Annotated in this window: 17 protein-coding genes; 5 read left to right on the top strand and 12 right to left on the bottom strand. The window is 64.6% G+C overall.

Annotated features, from left to right (window positions below):
• Positions 1 to 27: 27 nt before the first annotated feature.
• The 10 genes from GGD65_RS35580 to cysG form a co-directional block, all read right to left on the bottom strand.
• On the bottom strand, positions 28 to 531 hold the full coding sequence (locus GGD65_RS35580; RefSeq protein ID WP_183238240.1) for a CAP domain-containing protein: 504 nt from the start codon (positions 529 to 531) through the stop codon (positions 28 to 30).
• A gap of 172 nt (positions 532 to 703) precedes the next feature.
• Positions 704 to 1,738 carry a sulfate/molybdate ABC transporter ATP-binding protein gene (locus tag GGD65_RS35575; protein ID WP_183238239.1) on the bottom strand — a complete coding sequence of 345 codons (1,035 nt, stop codon included), beginning with the start codon at positions 1,736 to 1,738 and terminating at the stop codon, positions 704 to 706.
• Positions 1,728 to 2,651, bottom strand: a complete 924-nt coding sequence (cysW, locus tag GGD65_RS35570; protein ID WP_179738104.1) for a sulfate ABC transporter permease subunit CysW — start codon at positions 2,649 to 2,651, stop codon at positions 1,728 to 1,730. Before cysW ends, GGD65_RS35575 begins: the two co-directional genes overlap by 11 nt.
• 10 nt (positions 2,652 to 2,661) lie before the next feature.
• Positions 2,662 to 3,447, bottom strand: coding sequence for a sulfate ABC transporter permease subunit CysT (gene cysT / locus GGD65_RS35565; protein WP_038950061.1), 786 nt, complete (start codon positions 3,445 to 3,447; stop codon positions 2,662 to 2,664).
• A gap of 88 nt (positions 3,448 to 3,535) precedes the next feature.
• On the bottom strand, positions 3,536 to 4,537 hold the full coding sequence (locus GGD65_RS35560; RefSeq protein ID WP_183238238.1) for a sulfate ABC transporter substrate-binding protein: 1,002 nt from the start codon (positions 4,535 to 4,537) through the stop codon (positions 3,536 to 3,538).
• Positions 4,538 to 4,657: 120 nt separating this feature from the next.
• Positions 4,658 to 5,389, bottom strand: a complete 732-nt coding sequence (locus tag GGD65_RS35555; RefSeq protein ID WP_092254429.1) for a phosphoadenylyl-sulfate reductase — start codon at positions 5,387 to 5,389, stop codon at positions 4,658 to 4,660.
• Complete coding sequence (locus GGD65_RS35550) at positions 5,386 to 5,901, bottom strand: DUF934 domain-containing protein (RefSeq protein WP_183238237.1); 516 nt, start codon at positions 5,899 to 5,901, stop codon at positions 5,386 to 5,388. The genes GGD65_RS35555 and GGD65_RS35550 overlap by 4 nt, the downstream gene beginning before the upstream one ends.
• Positions 5,888 to 7,543, bottom strand: coding sequence for a nitrite/sulfite reductase (locus GGD65_RS35545; protein WP_183238236.1), 1,656 nt, complete (start codon positions 7,541 to 7,543; stop codon positions 5,888 to 5,890). Before GGD65_RS35545 ends, GGD65_RS35550 begins: the two co-directional genes overlap by 14 nt.
• 11 nt (positions 7,544 to 7,554) lie before the next feature.
• Positions 7,555 to 7,872, bottom strand: a complete 318-nt coding sequence (locus tag GGD65_RS35540) for a DUF2849 domain-containing protein (protein ID WP_183238235.1) — start codon at positions 7,870 to 7,872, stop codon at positions 7,555 to 7,557.
• Positions 7,869 to 9,293, bottom strand: a complete 1,425-nt coding sequence (cysG, locus tag GGD65_RS35535) for a siroheme synthase CysG (RefSeq protein ID WP_183238234.1) — start codon at positions 9,291 to 9,293, stop codon at positions 7,869 to 7,871. The genes GGD65_RS35540 and cysG overlap by 4 nt, the downstream gene beginning before the upstream one ends.
• A gap of 246 nt (positions 9,294 to 9,539) precedes the next feature.
• Between cysG and cysD the strand changes: the two genes are divergently transcribed.
• The 4 genes from cysD to GGD65_RS35515 all read left to right on the top strand — a co-directional run bounded on the left by cysD (position 9,540) and on the right by GGD65_RS35515 (position 15,064).
• Positions 9,540 to 10,334, top strand: coding sequence for a sulfate adenylyltransferase subunit CysD (cysD, locus tag GGD65_RS35530; RefSeq protein WP_026202064.1), 795 nt, complete (start codon positions 9,540 to 9,542; stop codon positions 10,332 to 10,334).
• 20 nt (positions 10,335 to 10,354) lie between these two features.
• Positions 10,355 to 12,271 carry an adenylyl-sulfate kinase gene (gene cysC, locus GGD65_RS35525; protein ID WP_183238233.1) on the top strand — a complete coding sequence of 639 codons (1,917 nt, stop codon included), beginning with the start codon at positions 10,355 to 10,357 and terminating at the stop codon, positions 12,269 to 12,271.
• Positions 12,272 to 12,565: 294 nt separating this feature from the next.
• Positions 12,566 to 14,731 (top strand): malate synthase G, encoded by a 2,166-nt coding sequence (locus GGD65_RS35520; protein WP_183238232.1) that lies wholly within the window; start codon positions 12,566 to 12,568, stop codon positions 14,729 to 14,731.
• A gap of 132 nt (positions 14,732 to 14,863) precedes the next feature.
• On the top strand, positions 14,864 to 15,064 hold the full coding sequence (locus GGD65_RS35515; RefSeq protein ID WP_008546815.1) for a CsbD family protein: 201 nt from the start codon (positions 14,864 to 14,866) through the stop codon (positions 15,062 to 15,064).
• 95 nt (positions 15,065 to 15,159) lie between these two features.
• Here GGD65_RS35515 and GGD65_RS35510 read toward each other — a convergent pair whose 3' ends face one another.
• Positions 15,160 to 15,315 carry a Thivi_2564 family membrane protein gene (locus GGD65_RS35510; protein ID WP_007599832.1) on the bottom strand — a complete coding sequence of 52 codons (156 nt, stop codon included), beginning with the start codon at positions 15,313 to 15,315 and terminating at the stop codon, positions 15,160 to 15,162.
• A 269-nt stretch (positions 15,316 to 15,584) separates the two neighbouring features.
• Here GGD65_RS35510 and GGD65_RS35505 point away from each other — a divergent pair, with 269 nt between their 5' ends.
• Positions 15,585 to 17,678: a methyl-accepting chemotaxis protein gene (locus tag GGD65_RS35505; RefSeq protein ID WP_183238231.1), complete on the top strand. Its 2,094-nt coding sequence runs from the start codon at positions 15,585 to 15,587 to the stop codon at positions 17,676 to 17,678.
• A 215-nt stretch (positions 17,679 to 17,893) separates the two neighbouring features.
• On the opposite strand, the gene GGD65_RS35500 is transcribed toward GGD65_RS35505, so the two are convergent.
• Positions 17,894 to 18,541, bottom strand: a complete 648-nt coding sequence (locus GGD65_RS35500) for a DUF2865 domain-containing protein (protein ID WP_183238230.1) — start codon at positions 18,539 to 18,541, stop codon at positions 17,894 to 17,896.
• Between the last annotated feature and the right edge of the window lie 3 nt (positions 18,542 to 18,544).

Raw genomic sequence — 18,544 nt, 5'->3', positions numbered from 1 at the left:
TCAATGCATCCCGAGATCAAGTCTGGCTTATCGGGGCTCGGTCGAGGCCAGGATCATGGTCCAGAACACCTTGTATTTGGTGCCGGGAGCATAGCTTGCCGCGATGCCCAGTTTTGTGGCACCGCCCTTGAGCATGTTGGCGCGGTGGGGTGGCGAGTCGCGCCAGCCGGAAAACGCTTCCGCCAGCGTATGATAGCCGGCCGAGACGTTCTCGACGGCAACGGTGGCGGGATAGCCGCCGGTGGCAAGGCGCTTGGCCAGCGGCGCGCGGACGTCGTGATCCATCTTGTTGGCGGCGGCCATGGCCTTGGACTGGGATTCGGCGAGCCGCATCAGATCGGGATCGATGACAACGGTGCCGAGCGCGTTGTTCTGGCGATATTGCGAGATCATGATCGCGGCCGCCTGCGCATCGAGCTTGGAGCCCGGGACCGCCATATCGGCGTACATGGACGGCTGCTGGACCGGTGCCTCGTTGCCGGCACAGCCGGCAAGCAGCAAAGTGATGAGAATTGCGGCCGCAGCGCGCATGTAGGAGCCTCCGAATGAGGGGCCGTTGTTGCATACCAACCGTGGCTGAAAGGTGAATTTTGATGAAAATCTGCTCGGTGTCATTCCGGGGCAGTGCGCGGCACTAAACTATGGTGCGCAATTGCGCACCTGAGGTCTGGTCCTTCGGACCATCCCGGAATGACGGGAATTTCTACCCCGCAAATACCCGGTAACGGCGCGGCTCGAGGCCGATGGTGTCCCCGGCGCGCAGTTCCTTGTCGCGGGGAGCGTCGATCTCGATGGTCTCGCCGCCGGACAATGCGACCTCGGCGCGCTGCACCGGACCGAAATTGCGGACGTGCTGAACCGCGCCCTCGAAGGCGCCGCTGCCGGGGGGCCCGACCAGCATGTCGTGTCGCCGCACGAACAGTTTTGACGCGCCAGGCGCAAGCCCGTCCGCCGCGAGCCGAAGCGGCCGGTCGCCGAGCCGGATCACCCCAGCTTCGACCTGGACCGGCAGCTCGATGGATTCACCGATGAAGCCGTGGACGAACGCGCTTGCCGGGCTTTCATAGACGTCATCGGGCGAACCGATCTGCTCGATCCTGCCCTTGTCCATGACGACGACGCGGTTGGCGACTTCGAGCGCTTCCTCCTGGTCGTGGGTGACGAAGATCGAGGTGACGTTGATCTCATGATGCAGCGAGCGCAACCATCGGCGCAGCTCTTTCCGCACCTTGGCATCGAGCGCGCCGAAGGGCTCGTCGAGCAGCAGGATTCGCGGCTCGATCGCGAGCGCGCGGGCGAGCGCAATGCGCTGGCGCTGGCCGCCGGAAAGCTGGCTCGGATAACGATCGGCGAGCCAGTCGAGCTGCACGAGATCGAGCAGCTCTTTCACCCGGGCCCGGATCGCGGCCTCGTCCTTGCGGACCGCACGCGGCTGCACGCGCAGGCCGAAGGCGACGTTCTCGAACACGGTCATGTGGCGGAACAGCGCGTAGTGCTGGAATACGAAACCGACATGCCGCTCGCGCGCGCCCTGCGCCAGCGCGTCCTCGCCATTGAAGGTGACCTCGCCGGAATCAGGCCAGTCGAGGCCTGCGATGATCCGGAGCAAGGTGGTCTTGCCGGAGCCTGATGGACCGAGCAGCGCCAGCAATTCTCCATTGTCGACCTTGAGGTCGACGCCGTCGAGGGCGGCAAAACTGCCGAACTTCTTGGCGAGATTCTTGACTTCAATGGTCACTGGCGTCGTGTCCTTCGTCGAGGTGACGTTCGAGAACCGTCTTTGCGATCAGCGTGATCAGCGCCAGCATCGCCAGCAGCGAGGCGATCGCGAAGGCGGCGACGAACTGGTATTCGTTGTAGAGGATCTCGACCAGCAGCGGCATCGTGTTGGTCTCGCCTCGGATGTGGCCGGAGACGACGGAGACCGCGCCGAACTCACCCATCGCGCGCGCATTGCAGAGCAGGACGCCGTAGAGCACGCCCCATTTGATGTTGGGCAACGTGACGCGGAAGAAGGTCTGCAAGCCGGAGGCGCCGAGCGAAACCGCAGCCTCCTCCTCCTGCGTGCCCTGCTCCTGCATCAGGGGGATCAGCGCGCGTGCGACGAACGGGAACGTCACGAAGGTGGTGGCGAGCGCGATGCCGGGCACGGCGAACAGGATCTGGATGTCGTGGTCCCTAAGCCAGCTGCCGAAATAGCCCTGTGCGCCGAACAGCAGCACGAAGACAAGGCCGGAGATCACCGGGCTCACCGAGAACGGCAGGTCGATCAGCGTGACCAGGAAGGTCTTGCCCGGGAAATCGAATTTTGCAATCGCCCAGGCGGCGACGAGACCGAAGACAAGGTTGAGGCCGACCGAGATCGCCGCGACGATCAACGTCAGCTTGATCGCAGCCAGCGCCTCGGGCTCGGCGAGCGCGGAGAGATAGGCGAGGATTCCCTTCGAGAACGCCTGCGCGAACACCACCACCAGCGGCAGCACGACGAAGACGGAAAGAAAGATGATCGCCAGCGCGATGATGATGATGCGCACCGCGCGCGGCTCGGTGCGGAGATTGTCTTGCGCCGCCGCCGCATGCGCCCGGGCCCTCGCACGTGCCTTGGCGTCGGGAGCCGAGAGCGACACGGAGTCTGCGATCTGCATCGTCATCGCATCCTCCTCAGCGCGCCGGAATCCGGCTCCGCGCCCAGCGCTGGAGCCGGTTGACGGCGAAAATGATGACGAAGGAGACGACGAGCATGACCACCGCGATGGCGGTCGCGTCGGCGTAGCGGAACTCGGACAGCCGGATCACGATCAAGAGCGGCGCGATCTCGGAGACATTCGGCAGATTGCCGGCGATGAAGATCACCGAGCCGTATTCACCGACCGCGCGGGCAAAGGCGAGCGCGAGTCCGGTGAGCAGCGCCGGCGCCAGCGAAGGCAGGATCACGCGGATGATGGTCTGCCAGCGGCTGGCGCCCAGGCTTCCCGCGGCTTCCTCGATCTCGGGGTCGAGATCCTGCAGCACCGGCTGCACCGTGCGCACCACGAAGGGAATGCCGATGAAGATCATGGCGACGAAGATGCCGACCGGCGTGAAGGCCACCTTGATGCCGAGCGCCGCGAGCGGTGCCCCGAGCCAGCCCTTCTCGGCGAACAGCGCAGTCAGCGCGACGCCGGCGACCGCCGTCGGCAGCGCGAAGGGCACGTCGACGATGGCGTCGAACAGCCGCCGGCCGGGGAAGCGGTAGCGCACCAGCGCCCAGACGATGATGCTGCCCATGACGAGGTTGACGCAGGCCGCCGCGAACGCAAGGCCAAAGGAAACCCTGAGGGCATTCAGGGTGCGGCGGCTGGAGAGGATGTTCCAGAATTGCTCGGGGCTGAGCTCGAGCGATTTCAGGAACAGCCCGGCGAGCGGAATCAGGATGATGATCGACAGCCAGGAAAGCGTCAGTCCCATGGTGAGACCGAAGCCCGGCAATGTCCGGCGTCGTGCTGCGAGTGCGCTCACCAGGCCCCCTGCTAAAGCCCATTAAGACAGCGCCAGATCAGTTCTTATAGATCTGGTCAAAGATGCCGCCGTCGGCAAAATGTTCCTTCTGTGCCTTGGTCCAACCACCGAAAACGTCGTCGATCGTGAATAGTTCGACCTTTGCGAAGGCATTTTCGTATTTTTTGGCAATGTCGGCATCGCGCGGGCGGTAGAAGTTGCGCGCGGCGATCTCCTGCCCCTCCTTGGTGTACCAGTACTGGAGGTAGGCATCGGCGGCATTGCGGGTGCCTTTTTTATCGGCAACCTTGTCGACGATCGCGACCGGCGGCTCGGCGAGGATGGATTGCGGCGGCGCCACGATCTCGAATTTCTCCCGGCCGAATTCCTTCAGGGCGAGAAACGCCTCATTCTCCCAGGCCAGCAGCACGTCGCCGACGCCGCGCTCGACGAAGGTCACGGTGGCGCCGCGCGCGCCGGTATCGAGCACCGGCACCTGCTGGTAGAGCTTTCCGATGAAATCCTTGGCCTTGTCGGCGGAGCCGTATTTCTTCTGCGCAAAGCCCCAGGCCGCCAGATAATTCCAGCGCGCGCCGCCCGACGTCTTCGGGTTCGGCGTGATCACGGCAACGCCCGGCTTGATCAGATCGTCCCAATCCTTGATCGCCTTGGGATTACCCTTGCGCACCAGGAACACGATGGTGGAGGTGTAGGGTGACGCATTCTGCGGCAACCGCTTCTGCCAGTCCGTCGCCGTGAGGCCCTTGCCGGCGATCGCGTCGATGTCGTAGGCGAGCGCGAGCGTCACCACATCGGCCTGCAATCCGTCGATCACCGCGCGCGCCTGCGAACCGCTACCACCATGCGACTGCTTGACCTCGACGCTCTTGCCGGTTTCCTTCTGATAGGCGTTCGCGAACGCCTTGTTGAATTCGGCATAAAGCTCGCGCGTCGGATCATACGACACGTTGAGCAGATTGATGTCGGCAGCGAGAGCCGCGCTTGCCACAAAAACCGTCGCGAGAAGTCCTGCAGCGAGCGGAACGATACGGCGCATCATGTCCATCTCCATTCACTTCGACGACATCGGTGTCAGCGAAGGCAGGCGAAACTCGCGGCGAAACGCGCTTAAGTCAACGAAACCGGATTTTCTTGTTCGCAGCGTGGCAGCGTGACTGTGCTACGAAGTCTTCATCGTGTGGATGCCGCATTCTGTCTTGGCCCGGCCGCGCCAGCGACCGGCACGTTCATCCTCACCCTCGGCCGTTCTGCTCGTGCAAGGCATACACCCAACCGACAGGAAACCGGAGGCGGCGAGTGGATGACGCGGCAATTTGGCGCGGACGAAGATGGCCTCCAGTTCCTCGCGCGAGACGTTGGCGAAGGGGTTGAACTTCAACCGCACGCCATCGTCTTCAACCACCGGAATGTCGGCGCGCGCGTTGCCCTGGAAGCGCTTGCGGCCGTTGAGCCAGGCCGAGAACGGCTTCAATGCCCGCGCCAGCGGCTCGACTTTACGAATGCGGCAGCAAGCATCGGGATCGGAGAACCAGAGATCGCGATCGGGATCGTCACGCGACAGTGTTTCTTCGGCCGGCTTGATCGAGCGGACGTCCTTCAGGCCAAGCGTCGCGATCAGCGTATCGCGATAGGCCAGCGTCTCCTCGAACAGCCAGCCGGTATCGAGGAAGACCACGGGAATCGCGGGGTCGACGTCCGCCATGACCTTCAGCAGCGTCGCCGATTCCGTGCCGAACGACGACACCAGCGCAAGCTTTTCGCGCCCGACCGTCTTCAGCGCCGCGGCGACGATCTCCGCGGGCGAGGCATCGCGCAGCGCGCGATCGAGTTCGTCCGCAGACGGCAGCGCAGAGGCGGACGTCGGCGAAACCTGAGGCGCGATCGCGTTCACGTGCCGACGCCCTCGGAATGGCGCAGCTGCATGCGCCGGTGCAAGGCCGTGATGCGGCCATCGCCGGTCGGCTGGTAGAACACCGAATAGCGCTTGGCGGTCTGCATGAAGGCTTCCGCGTCGGCCTGCTTCTTGACGTCGAAGGAATCGAAGCCGGCCCGCAGCATGAACACGAACTGGTCGCGCAGCACCTGGCCGGTGGCGCGCAATTCGCCGCGGTAATTGTAGCGCTCGCGCAGCAGGCGGGCCTGGCTGTAGGCGCGGCCGTCGCGGAAGGTCGGGAACACCAGCGCGACGACGGCGATCTTGCCGAGATAGGGCACGAGCTCGCTGATGTCGCGGTTGTTCGGCCAGATCACACCGACCTTGCCCGCGCGCTTGAGCAGCGCATCGGCCTCGCCGATGAAGCGCTCGGCCGGCACCAGGATGTCGCCGCCCTCGGGCAGCGGCGTGTCGACGGCCAGCTTGACGAAACTGTCGCCCGTGATCTTTCCGCCGTTAACGAGTGGCATAAACGCGCTCCTTGAAGGGTTCGACGCCGAGGCGTTTCACGGTGTCCATGAACAGCTCTTCGGGCCGCTCGCGCAGCGCCAGATAGGCTTCCACGATGTCCTCGACGACGTCGGCGACCTCGTCGAACTTGACGCCCGGTCCGATCAGGTTCCCGAGCGCAGCATTTTCGTCGGCACGGCCGCCAATGGTGATCTGGTAGACCTCCTCGCCGTTCTTCTCGACGCCGAGAATGCCGATATGGCCGACATGGTGATGGCCGCAGGCGTTGATGCAGCCGGAGATGTTGATGTGGAGCCGGCCGATCAGGTTGGCGAGCTCGTGGTTGGCGAAGCGCCGCGTCAGCTCCTGCGCGATCGGGATCGAGCGCGCATTCGCCAGCGAGCAATAGTCGAGACCCGGGCAGGCGATGATGTCGGTGATCAGATTGACGTTCGGCGTCGCGAGGCCAAGCTTGTCGAGCGCCTTCCACAGCGCCGGCAGGTCACGCTTGGCGACGTGCGGCAGCGCCAGGTTCTGCTCGTGGCCGACGCGGATTTCGCCGAAGGAATATCTGTCGGCGAGATCGGCCAGCGCATCCATCTGCTCCGCCGTGGCATCGCCCGGAGGCGCGCCGATCGGCTTCAGCGAAATCGTGACGATGGCATAGCCCTGGTTCTTGTGCGGAGAGACCGAGTTCTTGCGCCACGCTTCGAAGTCGGGATCGGCCGCCGCCTGCCGCAGCTCGTCCGGCATGTGCGGCAGCTTTTCGTAAGGAGGATAGGAGAAGCGCGAACGGATGTCCTCGATCACCTCGTCGTCGATCTGGAGCGAGGAGTTGCGGATGTGCTGCCACTCCTCCTCGACCTCGCGGGAAAACTTCTCGATGCCGAGCTCATGGACCAGGATCTTGATGCGCGCCTTGTAGATGTTGTCGCGGCGGCCATACTGATTGTAGACGCGCAGGATGGCCTCGATATAGCTGAGGATATCGCGACCGTGCACGAAGTGCTTGATGGTCTTGGCGATGAACGGCGTGCGGCCAAGTCCGCCGCCGACCAGCACCTCGAAGCCGGTCTCGCCCTTCTCGTTCTTGATCAGGCGGAGGCCGATGTCGTGGATCTTGATCGCGGCGCGGTCGTGGTCCGACGCGGTGATCGCGATCTTGAACTTGCGCGGCAGGAACGAGAATTCCGGATGCAGCGTGGTGTGCTGGCGGATCAGCTCCGACCAGATGCGGGGATCCTCGATCTCACCGGGCGCGACGCCGGCCCACTGGTCCGAGGTGACGTTACGCATGTTGTTGCCGGAGGTCTGCATCGCGTGGATGCCGACCTTGGCGAGATCTTCCAGCGCGTCCGGCAATTCGGCGAGCTTGATCCAGTTGAACTGGATGTTCTGCCGCGTGGTGAAATGGCCATAGCCGCGGTCATATTTGCGCGCGACATGGGCGAGCGCCCGCAGCTGGTTCGTCGCCAGCGTGCCATAGGGGATCGCGACGCGGAACATATAGGCGTGCAGTTGCAGATAGACGCCGTTCTGCAGGCGCAGAATCTTGAACTCGTCCTCGGTGAGCTCGCCGGAGAGGCGCCGCTTCACCTGGTCGCGGAACTCCGAGACGCGCTCGTCGACGAGCGTGCGATCGATTTCGTCGTAAGCATACATAAGAAAGCGCCTTAAACCTGGGCCGACTGTCCGATGGTCACACCGGTGCGGCGGATCTGTTCGCGCAGATTGCCGGGTTCGATCTTGCCATCCGCGCCGACCTGCACCGGGGCGATATAGGGACCGATCGCGCCGACGTCATCGGCGACGGACTCCGCAAGCAACGCCTTGGCCTCGTCGGAGTTGCGCACGATCGCAGCTTCCGACAGGTCCGCAGACCAGCTCTTGGCGTTGGTGCGATAAACCACGATGCCGTCCCAGGTCCGGTTGGCGGTCACGATCGAGGGGCCGGCGATCTTGATCTTCTTCTGTTCAAGCGGCGAGGTCATTCGGCTGCATCCAATAGGTCAGAGATGATTTGCTTTGGGGTTTCGCGACGAAGGGAACCGGCATGCCGGACCACCTCGCCGATGATGAGAATGGCGGGACCGCCGCTGACCCGCCGCACCAGTTCGGGGAGATCGCGCAGCGTGCCGATCGCGCCTTGCGCATCGGGACGGCTCACGCGCGCGAACACGCCGACCGGCGTCTCCGGCGAACGGCCGGCGGCGAACAGGCCGGCGCGCACTGCGGGCGCGGCGGTCATGCCCATGTAGACCACGACGGTCATTTTGGTGTCGGTCAGCGTCGACCAGTCCACGATTTCCGCATCGCGCGCCTTGTGCGCGGTGAGGAAGGTGATGCGGGTCGCTTCATGACGATAAGTGAGCGGCACCTCGAAATCGGCGGCGCCGCCGAGCCCTGCGGTGATGCCGGGGATGATCGAATAGGCGACACCTGCCGCGCGCAGGGCTTCAACCTCTTCGCCGCCGCGGCCGAACACGAAGGGATCGCCGCCCTTCAGCCGCACCACCCGCTGGCCGGCTTGCGCCGCTTCGATCATGCGCTTGTTGATGGCGTCCTGGCCGATGCCGGGCTTGCCGACGCGGCGGCCGACCGGAACGCGCGTGGTGTCGCGGCGGATGCGGTCGAGAATTTCGCCCGAGACCAGCTCGTCATGGAAGACGATGTCCGCATCCTGCAATGCGCGCAGCGCCTTGATGGTGAGAAGATCGGGATCGCCAGGACCGGCGCCAACCAGCGCGACCGAGCCTTCCGGCTTTTCGGCACGCGCGAATTCGGAGGGATCGGCAATTGCCTTGAGCGCAGCATCCGCCTCGCTCCTACGGCCGCCGAGCACGGCGGCGCCGATCGGGCCGTCGATGACGTGCTCCCAGAACCGGCGGCGCAGCGAAAACTCGGTGATGCGCTCGTTGATGGACTTGCGAAAGCCGCCGATGAACTCGGCGAGCTCGCCGATACGCGCCGGCAGCAGCGCCTCGATCTTCTCCCGCACGCGCCGTGCCACGACGGGCGAAGTGCCGCCGGTACCGACCGCGACCACGACATCGCCGCGATCGACGATCGCGGGAAAGATGAAGCTGGAATGTTCGAGATCGTCCATGACGTTGACGGGCAGGCCGAGCGCCTTGGCGCGAACCGACATCGCCACGCCGACATCACCCGCGCCTGCGCAGACGACGGCGATGACTCCCGAGAGATCGGCAGTGAGCGGATCGCCCGACGCGATCTCGATACGCGCCGCATCCCCGGAGTTCAGGCCCAGCTCATGATTGCCGTCGATCGCATGCACGCGGATGCGCGCACCGGCGGCAGAGAGCACGCGCAGCTTGGCACGCAAAAGCTCACCCGCGCCGATGAGGATCACCGGACCGGCCTTGAGATCGAGAAACACCGGCAAGAACCGCATGCGATAACTCGCTTCCCCCACATCCGGGGTTGACTGGAATTATTTTCTATATATGTGTCGTTTCGAGCGCGCAAAGAGAAAATTTTTTCTTCTCTTCCGCACCGCAACTATAGAATTTTCGCCTCCAAACGCAAAGTGGCAGAGATGCATCTTCTCAAGGACGATTCCGCAGCGAGCGGACTGAGCAGCGCGGCCCCGGCCGAGCGCGCACGCACGCAAGAATTTTCTGCTGACCTTGCCCCCAGCATGGACCATCTCGACCAGCTCGAGGCGCAGAGCATCTACATCTTCCGCGAGGCGTTCGCCCGGCTGAAGAAGATCGCGCTGCTGTGGTCGCTCGGGAAGGACTCCAACGTCATGATCTGGCTGGCGCGGAAGGCGTTCTTCGGCCGCGTGCCGTTCCCGGCGCTGCATGTCGACACCGGCAAGAAGTTTCCGGAGATGTACCGCTTTCGAGATCACTACGGCAAAGAGTGGGATCTCGATTTGCGCGTCGAGCCCTGCCCGCCCATCGATGCCGTCGATCCGACGCTGCCGCCGGCCGCCCGCTCCGCTGCGCGCAAGACCGAAGGCCTCAAGATGGCGCTCGGCAAATTCGGCTTTGACGGCCTGATCGCCGGCATCCGCCGCGACGAGGAGGCGACGCGCGCCAAGGAGCGTGTGTTCTCGCCGCGCGGCCTGGAAGGCAATTGGGACGTGCGCGACCAGCCGCCGGAGTTCTGGGACCATTTCAACGCCTCGCCGCCGCAGGGCGCGCATCTGCGCATCCACCCGATCCTGCATTGGACCGAGGCCGACATCTGGGCCTACACCAAGCGCGAGAACATCCCGATCATCCCGCTGTATCTCGCCAAGGACGGCAAGCGCTATCGCTCGCTGGGGGATCAGGACATCACCAATCCGGTCGCATCGACCGCGTCCAACATCGACGAGATCCTGATCGAGCTCGAGCAGACCAAGGTGCCGGAGCGCGCCGGCCGCGCACTCGACCACGAGACCGAGGACGCCTTCGAGCGCCTGCGCGTCGCCGGCTATCTCTGATCTCAGGACGCGAGCGCGATATGAACATGATCGTCACTCCCACTTCGCCGGCCACTCCGAACGGCACCACCCGTCCGCAGGTCCGCATCGTCATCGTCGGCCACGTCGACCACGGCAAATCGACGCTGGTCGGCCGCCTCCTGCACGAGACCGGCAGCCTGCCCGACGGCAAGCTCGAAATGCTCAAAGCCGTCAGCGCGCGGCGCGGCATGCCGTTCGAATGGTCGTTCCTGCTCGATGCGCTGCAGACCGAGCGCGACCAGGGTATCACCATCGACACCACGCAGATCCGCTTCCGCACCAATTCGCGCGACATCGTTCTGATCGACGCGCCCGGCCACGCCGAATTCCTGCGCAACATGATCACCGGCGCCTCCCAGGCGGACGGCGCGGTGCTGATCATCGACGCGCTCGAAGGCGTGCGCGACCAGACACGGCGGCACGGCTATCTCCTGCATCTGCTCGGCGTGAAGCAGGTCGCGATCGTCGTCAACAAGATGGACCGCGTCGACTTCTCCGCAGAGCGTTTCAAGGAGATCAGCGACGAGATCTCCGCGCATCTGAACGGCCTCGGCGTAAAGCCCACGGCCGTGATCCCGATCTCCGCGCGCGACGGCGACGGCGTTGCGATGCGCACCGACCGTATCTCCTGGTACAGGGGCCCGACGGTTGTCGAGGCGCTCGACGCCCTCGAACCGGCGCGGCCGCTGGAAGCGCTGGCGCTGCGGCTGCCGGTGCAGGCGATCTACAAGTTCGACGACCGCCGCATCGTGGCGGGCCGTATCGAGTCCGGCAGCCTCATTGCCGGCGACGAGATCGTGATCATGCCGGCCGGCAAGATCGCGAAGATCAAGACGGTCGAGAGCTGGCCGGCGACGCCGGTTGCGGGACGGCAGGGCGCGGGCCGCTCGGTCGGCATCACGCTCGACCGCGAACTGTTCATCGAGCGCGGCGACATCGTCGCGCATGCCGGCAGCGCCCCGCGCGAGACGCGCCGGCTGCGTGCGCGTATCTTCTGGCTGCACGACAAGCCGCTCGCCAAGGGCGACCAGCTGCTGGTTCGCTGCGGGCCGAAGGAAAGCCGCGCCACCGTCGTGGCGATCGAGAAGGCGGTCGATCCCGGCGAGCTCTCGAGCAGCGAGAACAAGGCGATCGGACGCAACCATGTCGGCGAGATCGACATCTCGCTGTCCAATCCGATCGCCACCGATCCCTACACCGAGAATCCGCGCACCGGCCGTCTCGTGATCGAAGTCTCCGGGCGCATCGCCGGTGGCGGTCTGGTGCTGTCGGTCGATGCCGGCCAGCGCGCCTTGCCGGTGGACATCGTGCCAGTGGAATCCGCGCTTCGCCCCGACGAACGCTCCGCGCGCTATCAGCACAACGGCGCCGTGGTCTGGCTCACCGGCTTGCCGGCGTCGGGCAAGTCGACGCTCGCCAAGGCGCTGGAGCGGAGGCTGTTCACCAATGGCGGCTCGCCGATCCTGCTCGACGGCGACACGCTGCGCGCCGGGCTCAACAGCGATCTCGGCTTCTCCACTGCTGATCGCAGCGAGAACATCCGCCGCCTTGCCGAAGTCGCAACGCATCTCGCACGTAACGGCCATATCGCCATCGTCGCCGCGGTCTCGCCCGCGCGCGAGGACCGCGCCGCGGCGCGCCGCATCGCCGACACCGCGTTCCGCGAGATCCATGTCGCGACGCCGGCAGAGGTCTGCGAGGATCGCGATCCCAAGGGGCACTACAAGAAGGCTCGCGCCGGCGCGCTGGCGTCGTTCACCGGCATCGGTAACGACTACGAAGCACCGCAGGCAGCCGAGCTCGTGATCGACACCTCGACGCGGACCGTCGCCGAGGCGGCTGACGAGATCGAGCAGATGCTGAAGACAACGGGCGTGCTGTTCGACGAGGCCGTGGACCTCGCCGCCAATATCTAGGGCCGCCCTATTCCCCGCTGTCGTCGCCCGGCTTGACCGGGCGACCCAGTATTCCAGAGACAGCTTTGGGATACGGAGAAGCTGCGGCGTACTGGATTCCCCGCTTTCGCGGGGAATGACACCGGTGCGTGGGGCCCACACCTCCTCTTGACATTTTGACAAACCCTTGGGGGTCTTCTCACCGCCCTGGTTTTGGGGCTAATAGGGCCCCGAAAGCCGCCCCCTATGGGCGCATTTTGCTGCTGTCGGGTCAAAAGCAGCCAAAAACAGCAATTTCCAACAAGAAAGCCCATCATGAAACGCGTCGACGCCCACGGATTGAAGATCGCTCCCGTCCTGTTTGATTTCATCGCCAAGGAAGCGGCCCCGAAAACGGGGATCGCGCCGGATGCGTTCTGGGCCGGGCTTGCCGCCATCATCAGGGATCTGGGGCCGAAGAACCGTGCGCTGCTGGCGGTGCGTGACACGTTGCAGGCCAAGATCGACGACTGGCACCGTGCCAACAAGGGCAAGGCGTTCGACCTCAACGCCTATACCGCCTTCCTGAAGGAGATCGGCTATCTCGTTCCGGAGCCGGCGACGCAGAAGGTCGAGACCGCCAATGTCGACGAGGAAATCGGCAAGATCTGCGGCCCGCAGCTCGTCGTGCCCCTCACCAATGCGCGCTATGCACTCAACGCGGCGAACGCACGCTGGGGCTCGCTTTATGACGCCTTCTACGGCACCGACGCGATCCCGCATGACGCTGCCGAGAGCGGCAAAGGCTACAACAAGGCGCGCGGCGACAAGGTGATCGCCAAGGCCAAGGCGTTCCTCGACGCCGCCGTGCCGCTCGCAACCGGCAGCCATACCGACGTCACCGCCTACAGCGTCGTCGCGGGCCAGCTCGCGGTGAAGCTGAAGAGCGGCAATGCCACCGCACTGAAGAACGCGGCGCAATTCGCGGGCTTTCAGGGCGATGCGGCTGCGCCCTCGGCCGTGCTGCTCGCCAACAACGGCCTGCATGTCGAGGTCAAGATCGACCGCAGCAGCGCGATCGGCAAGGACGATCCCGCCGGCGTCGCCGACATGATCATGGAGGCCGCGGTCTCCACCATTCTGGACATGGAAGACTCGGTCGCCGCGGTCGATGCCGAGGACAAGGTGCTGGTCTACCGCAACACGCTCGGCCTGATGAACGGCACGCTGTCGGCTGACTTCGAAAAGGGCGGCAAGACGCTGACGCGTTCGCTCAACGCAGACCGCGTCTACAAGACGCCGGACGGCAAGGGCGAAGTGAAGCTGCACGGCCGCAGCCTGCTGTTGATGCGCAATTGCGGTCACCACATGTTCACCGACGCGGTGCTGGACGAGAAGGGCGAGGAGATTCCGGAAGGCCTTCTGGACGCCGCCGTCTCCGGCCTGCTCGCCATCCACGACCTCAAGGGCAATTCGAAGGTCAAGAACAGCCGCACCGGATCTGCCTATATCGTCAAGCCGAAGATGCACGGCCCGGACGAGGTGTCGCTGACCTGCGAGATCTTCGATCGCATCGAGAAGATGCTGTCGCTGCCCGAGAACACGCTCAAGGTCGGCATCATGGACGAGGAGCGCCGCACCACCATCAATCTCAAGGCCTGCATCCAGCGCGCCTCCAAGCGCATCATGTTCATCAACACCGGCTTCCTCGACCGCACCGGCGACGAGATCCACACCTCGATGGAAGCGGGCCCGATGATCCGCAAGAACGAGATGAAGGCGCAGGCCTGGATCAAGGCCTATGAGGACTGGAACGTCGACATGGGCCTGACCTGTGGCCTGCCCGGCCATGCCCAGATCGGCAAGGGCATGTGGGCTGCCCCCGACAAGATGGCGGACATGCTTCAACAGAAGCTTGGCCATCCGCAGGCCGGCGCCACCACCGCCTGGGTGCCCTCGCCGACCGCGGCCACGCTGCACGCGCTGCACTACCACCAGGTCAACGTGATCGCTCGCCAGGAAGAGCTCACCAAAGGCGGACCGCGCGCAAAGCTTTCGGACATCCTCACCATTCCGGTGTCGAAGTCGAACTGGGCGCCCGATGACGTCAAGCAGGAGATCGACAACAACTGCCAGGGCATCCTCGGCTATGTCGTGCGCTGGATCGACCAGGGCGTCGGCTGTTCCAAGGTGCCCGACATCCACGACGTCGGCCTGATGGAAGACCGCGCCACCTTGCGCATCTCCAGCCAGCATCTCGCCAACTGGCTGCACCAAGGCGTGATCACCGAGGCGCAGGTGATGGAATCGCTCAAGCGCATGGCGGTCGTGGTCGACAAGCAGAACGCCGGCGACGCCATCTACAAGCCGATGGCGCCCGCCTTCGACGGCGTCGCCTTCAAGGCCGCCTGCGACCTCATCTTCAAAGGCCGCGAGCAGCCGAACGGCTACACCGAATACATTCTTACCGCGCGCCGCCGCGAGGCCAAGGCGAACGGCTGAGCGAAAGTCACAGAAACGTCAAAAGCCCCGGCGCGAACCGGGGCTTTTTTGTTGGGCGAAACGTCGCGGCGCGGCGCGGAACAGGCTGCACGCGCCTCGCGTTGTCGTGCCATCAACCATTGGGAGATGGTCATGGACTGGAATCGGATCGAAGGAAACTGGAAGCAGTTCAAGGGATCGGCCAAGGAGAAGTGGGGCAAGCTCACCGACGACGACCTCCAATTGATCGAGGGACGCCGCGAGCAGCTCGAGGGCCGGCTTCAGGAACGTTACGGCAAGGCCAAGGACCAGGTTCGTCAGGATGTCGACGACTGGCTGAAATCGCTGCACTAAAGCGGCACGAACGAAGCCCCGGCGAAAGCCGGGGCTTTTTTGTCTAGGAGCGGCAGCCCGGATGTCGCTTCGCTCATCCGGGCTATGATCCCTTGCTAGAACACCGCGAGATATTTCAGCAGCGAGACGATGCCGATGATGATGACGACCACGCGCGCGATCTGCTTGGCGCGGCCGTCCATCGGCAGCATGTTGATGAGATAAAGGACGAGAATAACGACGAGAAAAGTGACGAGTACGCCCACCAGCATCGCGAGACCCCCTTCAGGCAAATTGCGACCACCATCCTAACGCCTGTCTCCCGCACCGGTTCCATCGCGGCAACCCACTGCAACTTCTAGTAAATACGTACTTCTACGATCGGACGGCCTGCCTAAAATTTTACCCTTTTGCATTCAGATCGGAGGACCGTTTGCGCTCTGAGCCGCAAACGGCATGCGATTGCCGATCTGCCGCGCCCCCGTTTGTCGATGTTGCCGGGCGTCTTCTTGAGTTTTGCAATGGGAATTGGGGGACTTCGATGCTGAATCGTCTGACCGTATCCGCGCTGCTGAAGGCGGTGATCGCGATCACGTCGGCCTGCGTGGTGCTCGCGCTCTCGCTCACTGCCTATGAATCCTGGGATCGCCTCAAGACCGCCAACCGCATCTCGCAGACCGCCGACGCATCCGCCGATCTGTTCAAGGCGATGCACAGCCTGCGCACCGACCGCTCGACCACGACACGGCTCCTCAGCTCGGCCGAACCGATGGATGCCGAGATCGAGAAATATCTGCGCGCGATCCGGGACACCGAGATGCCCGCAATGGCACGCGCGCTGGAACTGCTGCCGGTCATGGACTTCCCGCAATCGGCCACGCTGGTGCCGGAGCTCGCGCGCCTCCACAAGCTCCTGACCGAAGAGCAGAAACAGTTCTGGGCGGATATGGCCAAGCCCAGGGATCAGCGTCGTGCCGGTCTGCCGAAGGAATATATGGAGACGACGGGCGGCCTGCTCGAAACGCTCGACAAGCTGTCGAACGTCCTGGCCGCCACCGTCAATCACCAGGACCCCGTGATCGACCAATTGCTGTCGATCAAGCAGAACGCCTGGCTGCTCCGCAACACCGCGGGCGAAGCTTCGCTGGTCGTCTCGACCGGTCTTGCCGCTGGCAAGATCACACCGGAAGCCCGCAACAACTACACCCAGCATGTCGGCGGCACGTCGGCGACGTGGAAGGCGCTGGAATTGTCAGCCTCGGGCATGCAGTTGCCGCCCGCGCTCGTCTCCGCCATGGCCGCGGCCAAGACCGCCTATTTCGAGCCGCAATACCTGACCCTGCGGGACCGCCTCGCTGACACGCTGGTCAAGGGCGAGAAGGCCGAGATGACCGCCAACCAATGGAGCCCGCTCACGGTCGGCCGCCTTTCCAGCGCTGTCACCGTGGCGGAAGCCGCCCTCGACGCCGCCAAGGTCCATACGCTGGAGCAGCGCGGCGCCGCGCAGCGCGCGCTGATCGTGCAGCTCGGATTGCTGGCGCTCGCCATCGGCCTTGCCGTCGGCGCTGTCATGCTCGTGAGCCGCCGCGTGATCCATCCCCTGAACACCATCCGCGACGCCATGTTGAAGGTCGCCGGCGGCGACCTTGCCGTCGACAGCGGCTATCTCGATCGCCAGGACGAGATCGGCGCACTGGCGGGCGCGCTGGAGACCTTCAAGCAGCAGGCCACCGACAAGCTCAAGATCGAAGAGCAGGAACGCGAGCGCAATACGGGCGCTGCCGCACGCCAGCGCGCCGTCGAGGCCTATGTCGGCGAGTTCGAGGGCGCAGTGCGCAAGACGCTGGGCGAATTGAGCGAAGCCTCCGGCGAGATGCGCAAGACCTCGGGCGACCTCTCTGCCGTGTCGCGCCAGACCAACGACCGCGTGCAGGTCGCCGGCAAGGCCTCCAACGACGCCTCCATGAGCGTCGACAGCGTCGCCGCCGCCGCCGAGGAGCTCTCGGCCTCAATCAACGACATCAGCCAGCAGGCCGCCCATGCCGCAGGCATCGCCAGCCGCGCCGTCACGCAGGCGCGCGAGACCGACAGCACCGTTCAGGGGCTGGCGCAATCGGCGGGGCGCATCGGCGAGGTGGTCGGCCTCATCAACACCATCGCGGCGCAGACCAATTTGCTCGCGCTCAACGCCACCATCGAAGCGGCGCGCGCCGGCGAAGCCGGCCGCGGATTTGCCGTGGTCGCCTCCGAAGTGAAGTCGCTGGCAAGCCAGACCGCGAAGGCGACCGAGGAGATCTCCGAGCAGATCGCCGACATCCAGAAAGTCGCCGGCGACGCCATCAACGCGATCCAGACCATCGGCGGCATCATCGGCGAAGTGAACGAAGTGGCGACCGCCATTGCCGCCGCCGTGCAGGAGCAGGGTGCGGCGACGCAGGAGATCACGCGCAGCACGCAATTCGCGGCGCAGGGCACCAAGAACGTCTCGGACAACATCACCGGCGTCAAAGCCGATGCGGACGCTGCCGCCGCAGCCGCCGACAATGTGAAGCAGGCCTCCGAGATGCTGGAGAGCCAGAGCCGCCAGCTCGGCCATGAGGTCAGCGACTTCCTCGGCAAGATCCGCGCGGCGTAACATTGGTTAGATAGAAGCTGCCCCTACACCTCCGGTGTCATCCCCGCGAACGCGGGGATCCATAACCACAGGGAGTAGTTTGGCGAAGACTCGTGGTTGCCGGCTCGTGCCGTAACTCCTCCCTGTGGTTATGGATCCCGGATCTGCGCTTCGCTTGTCCGGGCTGAAAGCGGAGATTGAGGCGGGAGCGCTGGGCCCCACGTGAAGCCGCCGCCCTACTCCTTCGCCACCACCGGCACCTGGCGGAATTTGGCGCGCACCGATTCCGGCAGCGGCGAAAAATTCATCGCGACGCCGCGGCGGTCGTTGGCATTGCGGCTGGCGACCACCAGGCCATCGGCGCCGGCGACGATATCGCCCTTGCGCAGGGTAGGATCGTCCTCGACCTTGACCTGCGCAAGCCCGACCGGATCCTTGCCGTTGCAGGTGCAGCCCGCGACAATCTCATTGCGATAGCGGTACGCATTGGGCAATTCGGAATAAGATTTTCCCTTGTCGGTCGTGGCGTCGTCGATGTTGCCGCCATAGACGAGCGAGGTCTCCGACGCCGGGCAGAAGCTCTTGCAGGATTGCGCCTTGCTCTCGGCATCATTGCCCTGCGCCGGGAAGTAGCGGCCGTCGCAGCCGCGCACGCAATAGGCCGTGCCGCCGCCATAGGCGGCGCGTTGCCGGGGGACATCGTAGCGCGGCATGTCATCGTTCGGGAACGGCGTCCGGATCTGTGGAGGCCGCCCTCCGAACGCACCGAACAGCGCCGAGAAGAAATCCTCCGCGTGCGCCGACGGTGCGAATGCCAGACCGGCGGAGACGACGACCATGATCGCCGTACCGCCAGCCACTTTGCCAATCAGGCGTCTGCTCATTTG

Source organism: Bradyrhizobium sp. CIR18, from assembly GCF_014198295.1.
In the GTDB taxonomy this organism is placed as follows: Bacteria; Pseudomonadota; Alphaproteobacteria; order Rhizobiales; family Xanthobacteraceae; genus Bradyrhizobium.
Note: the sequence above shows the minus strand (reverse complement) of the source record. Positions and strands in the feature narration are given on the sequence as shown.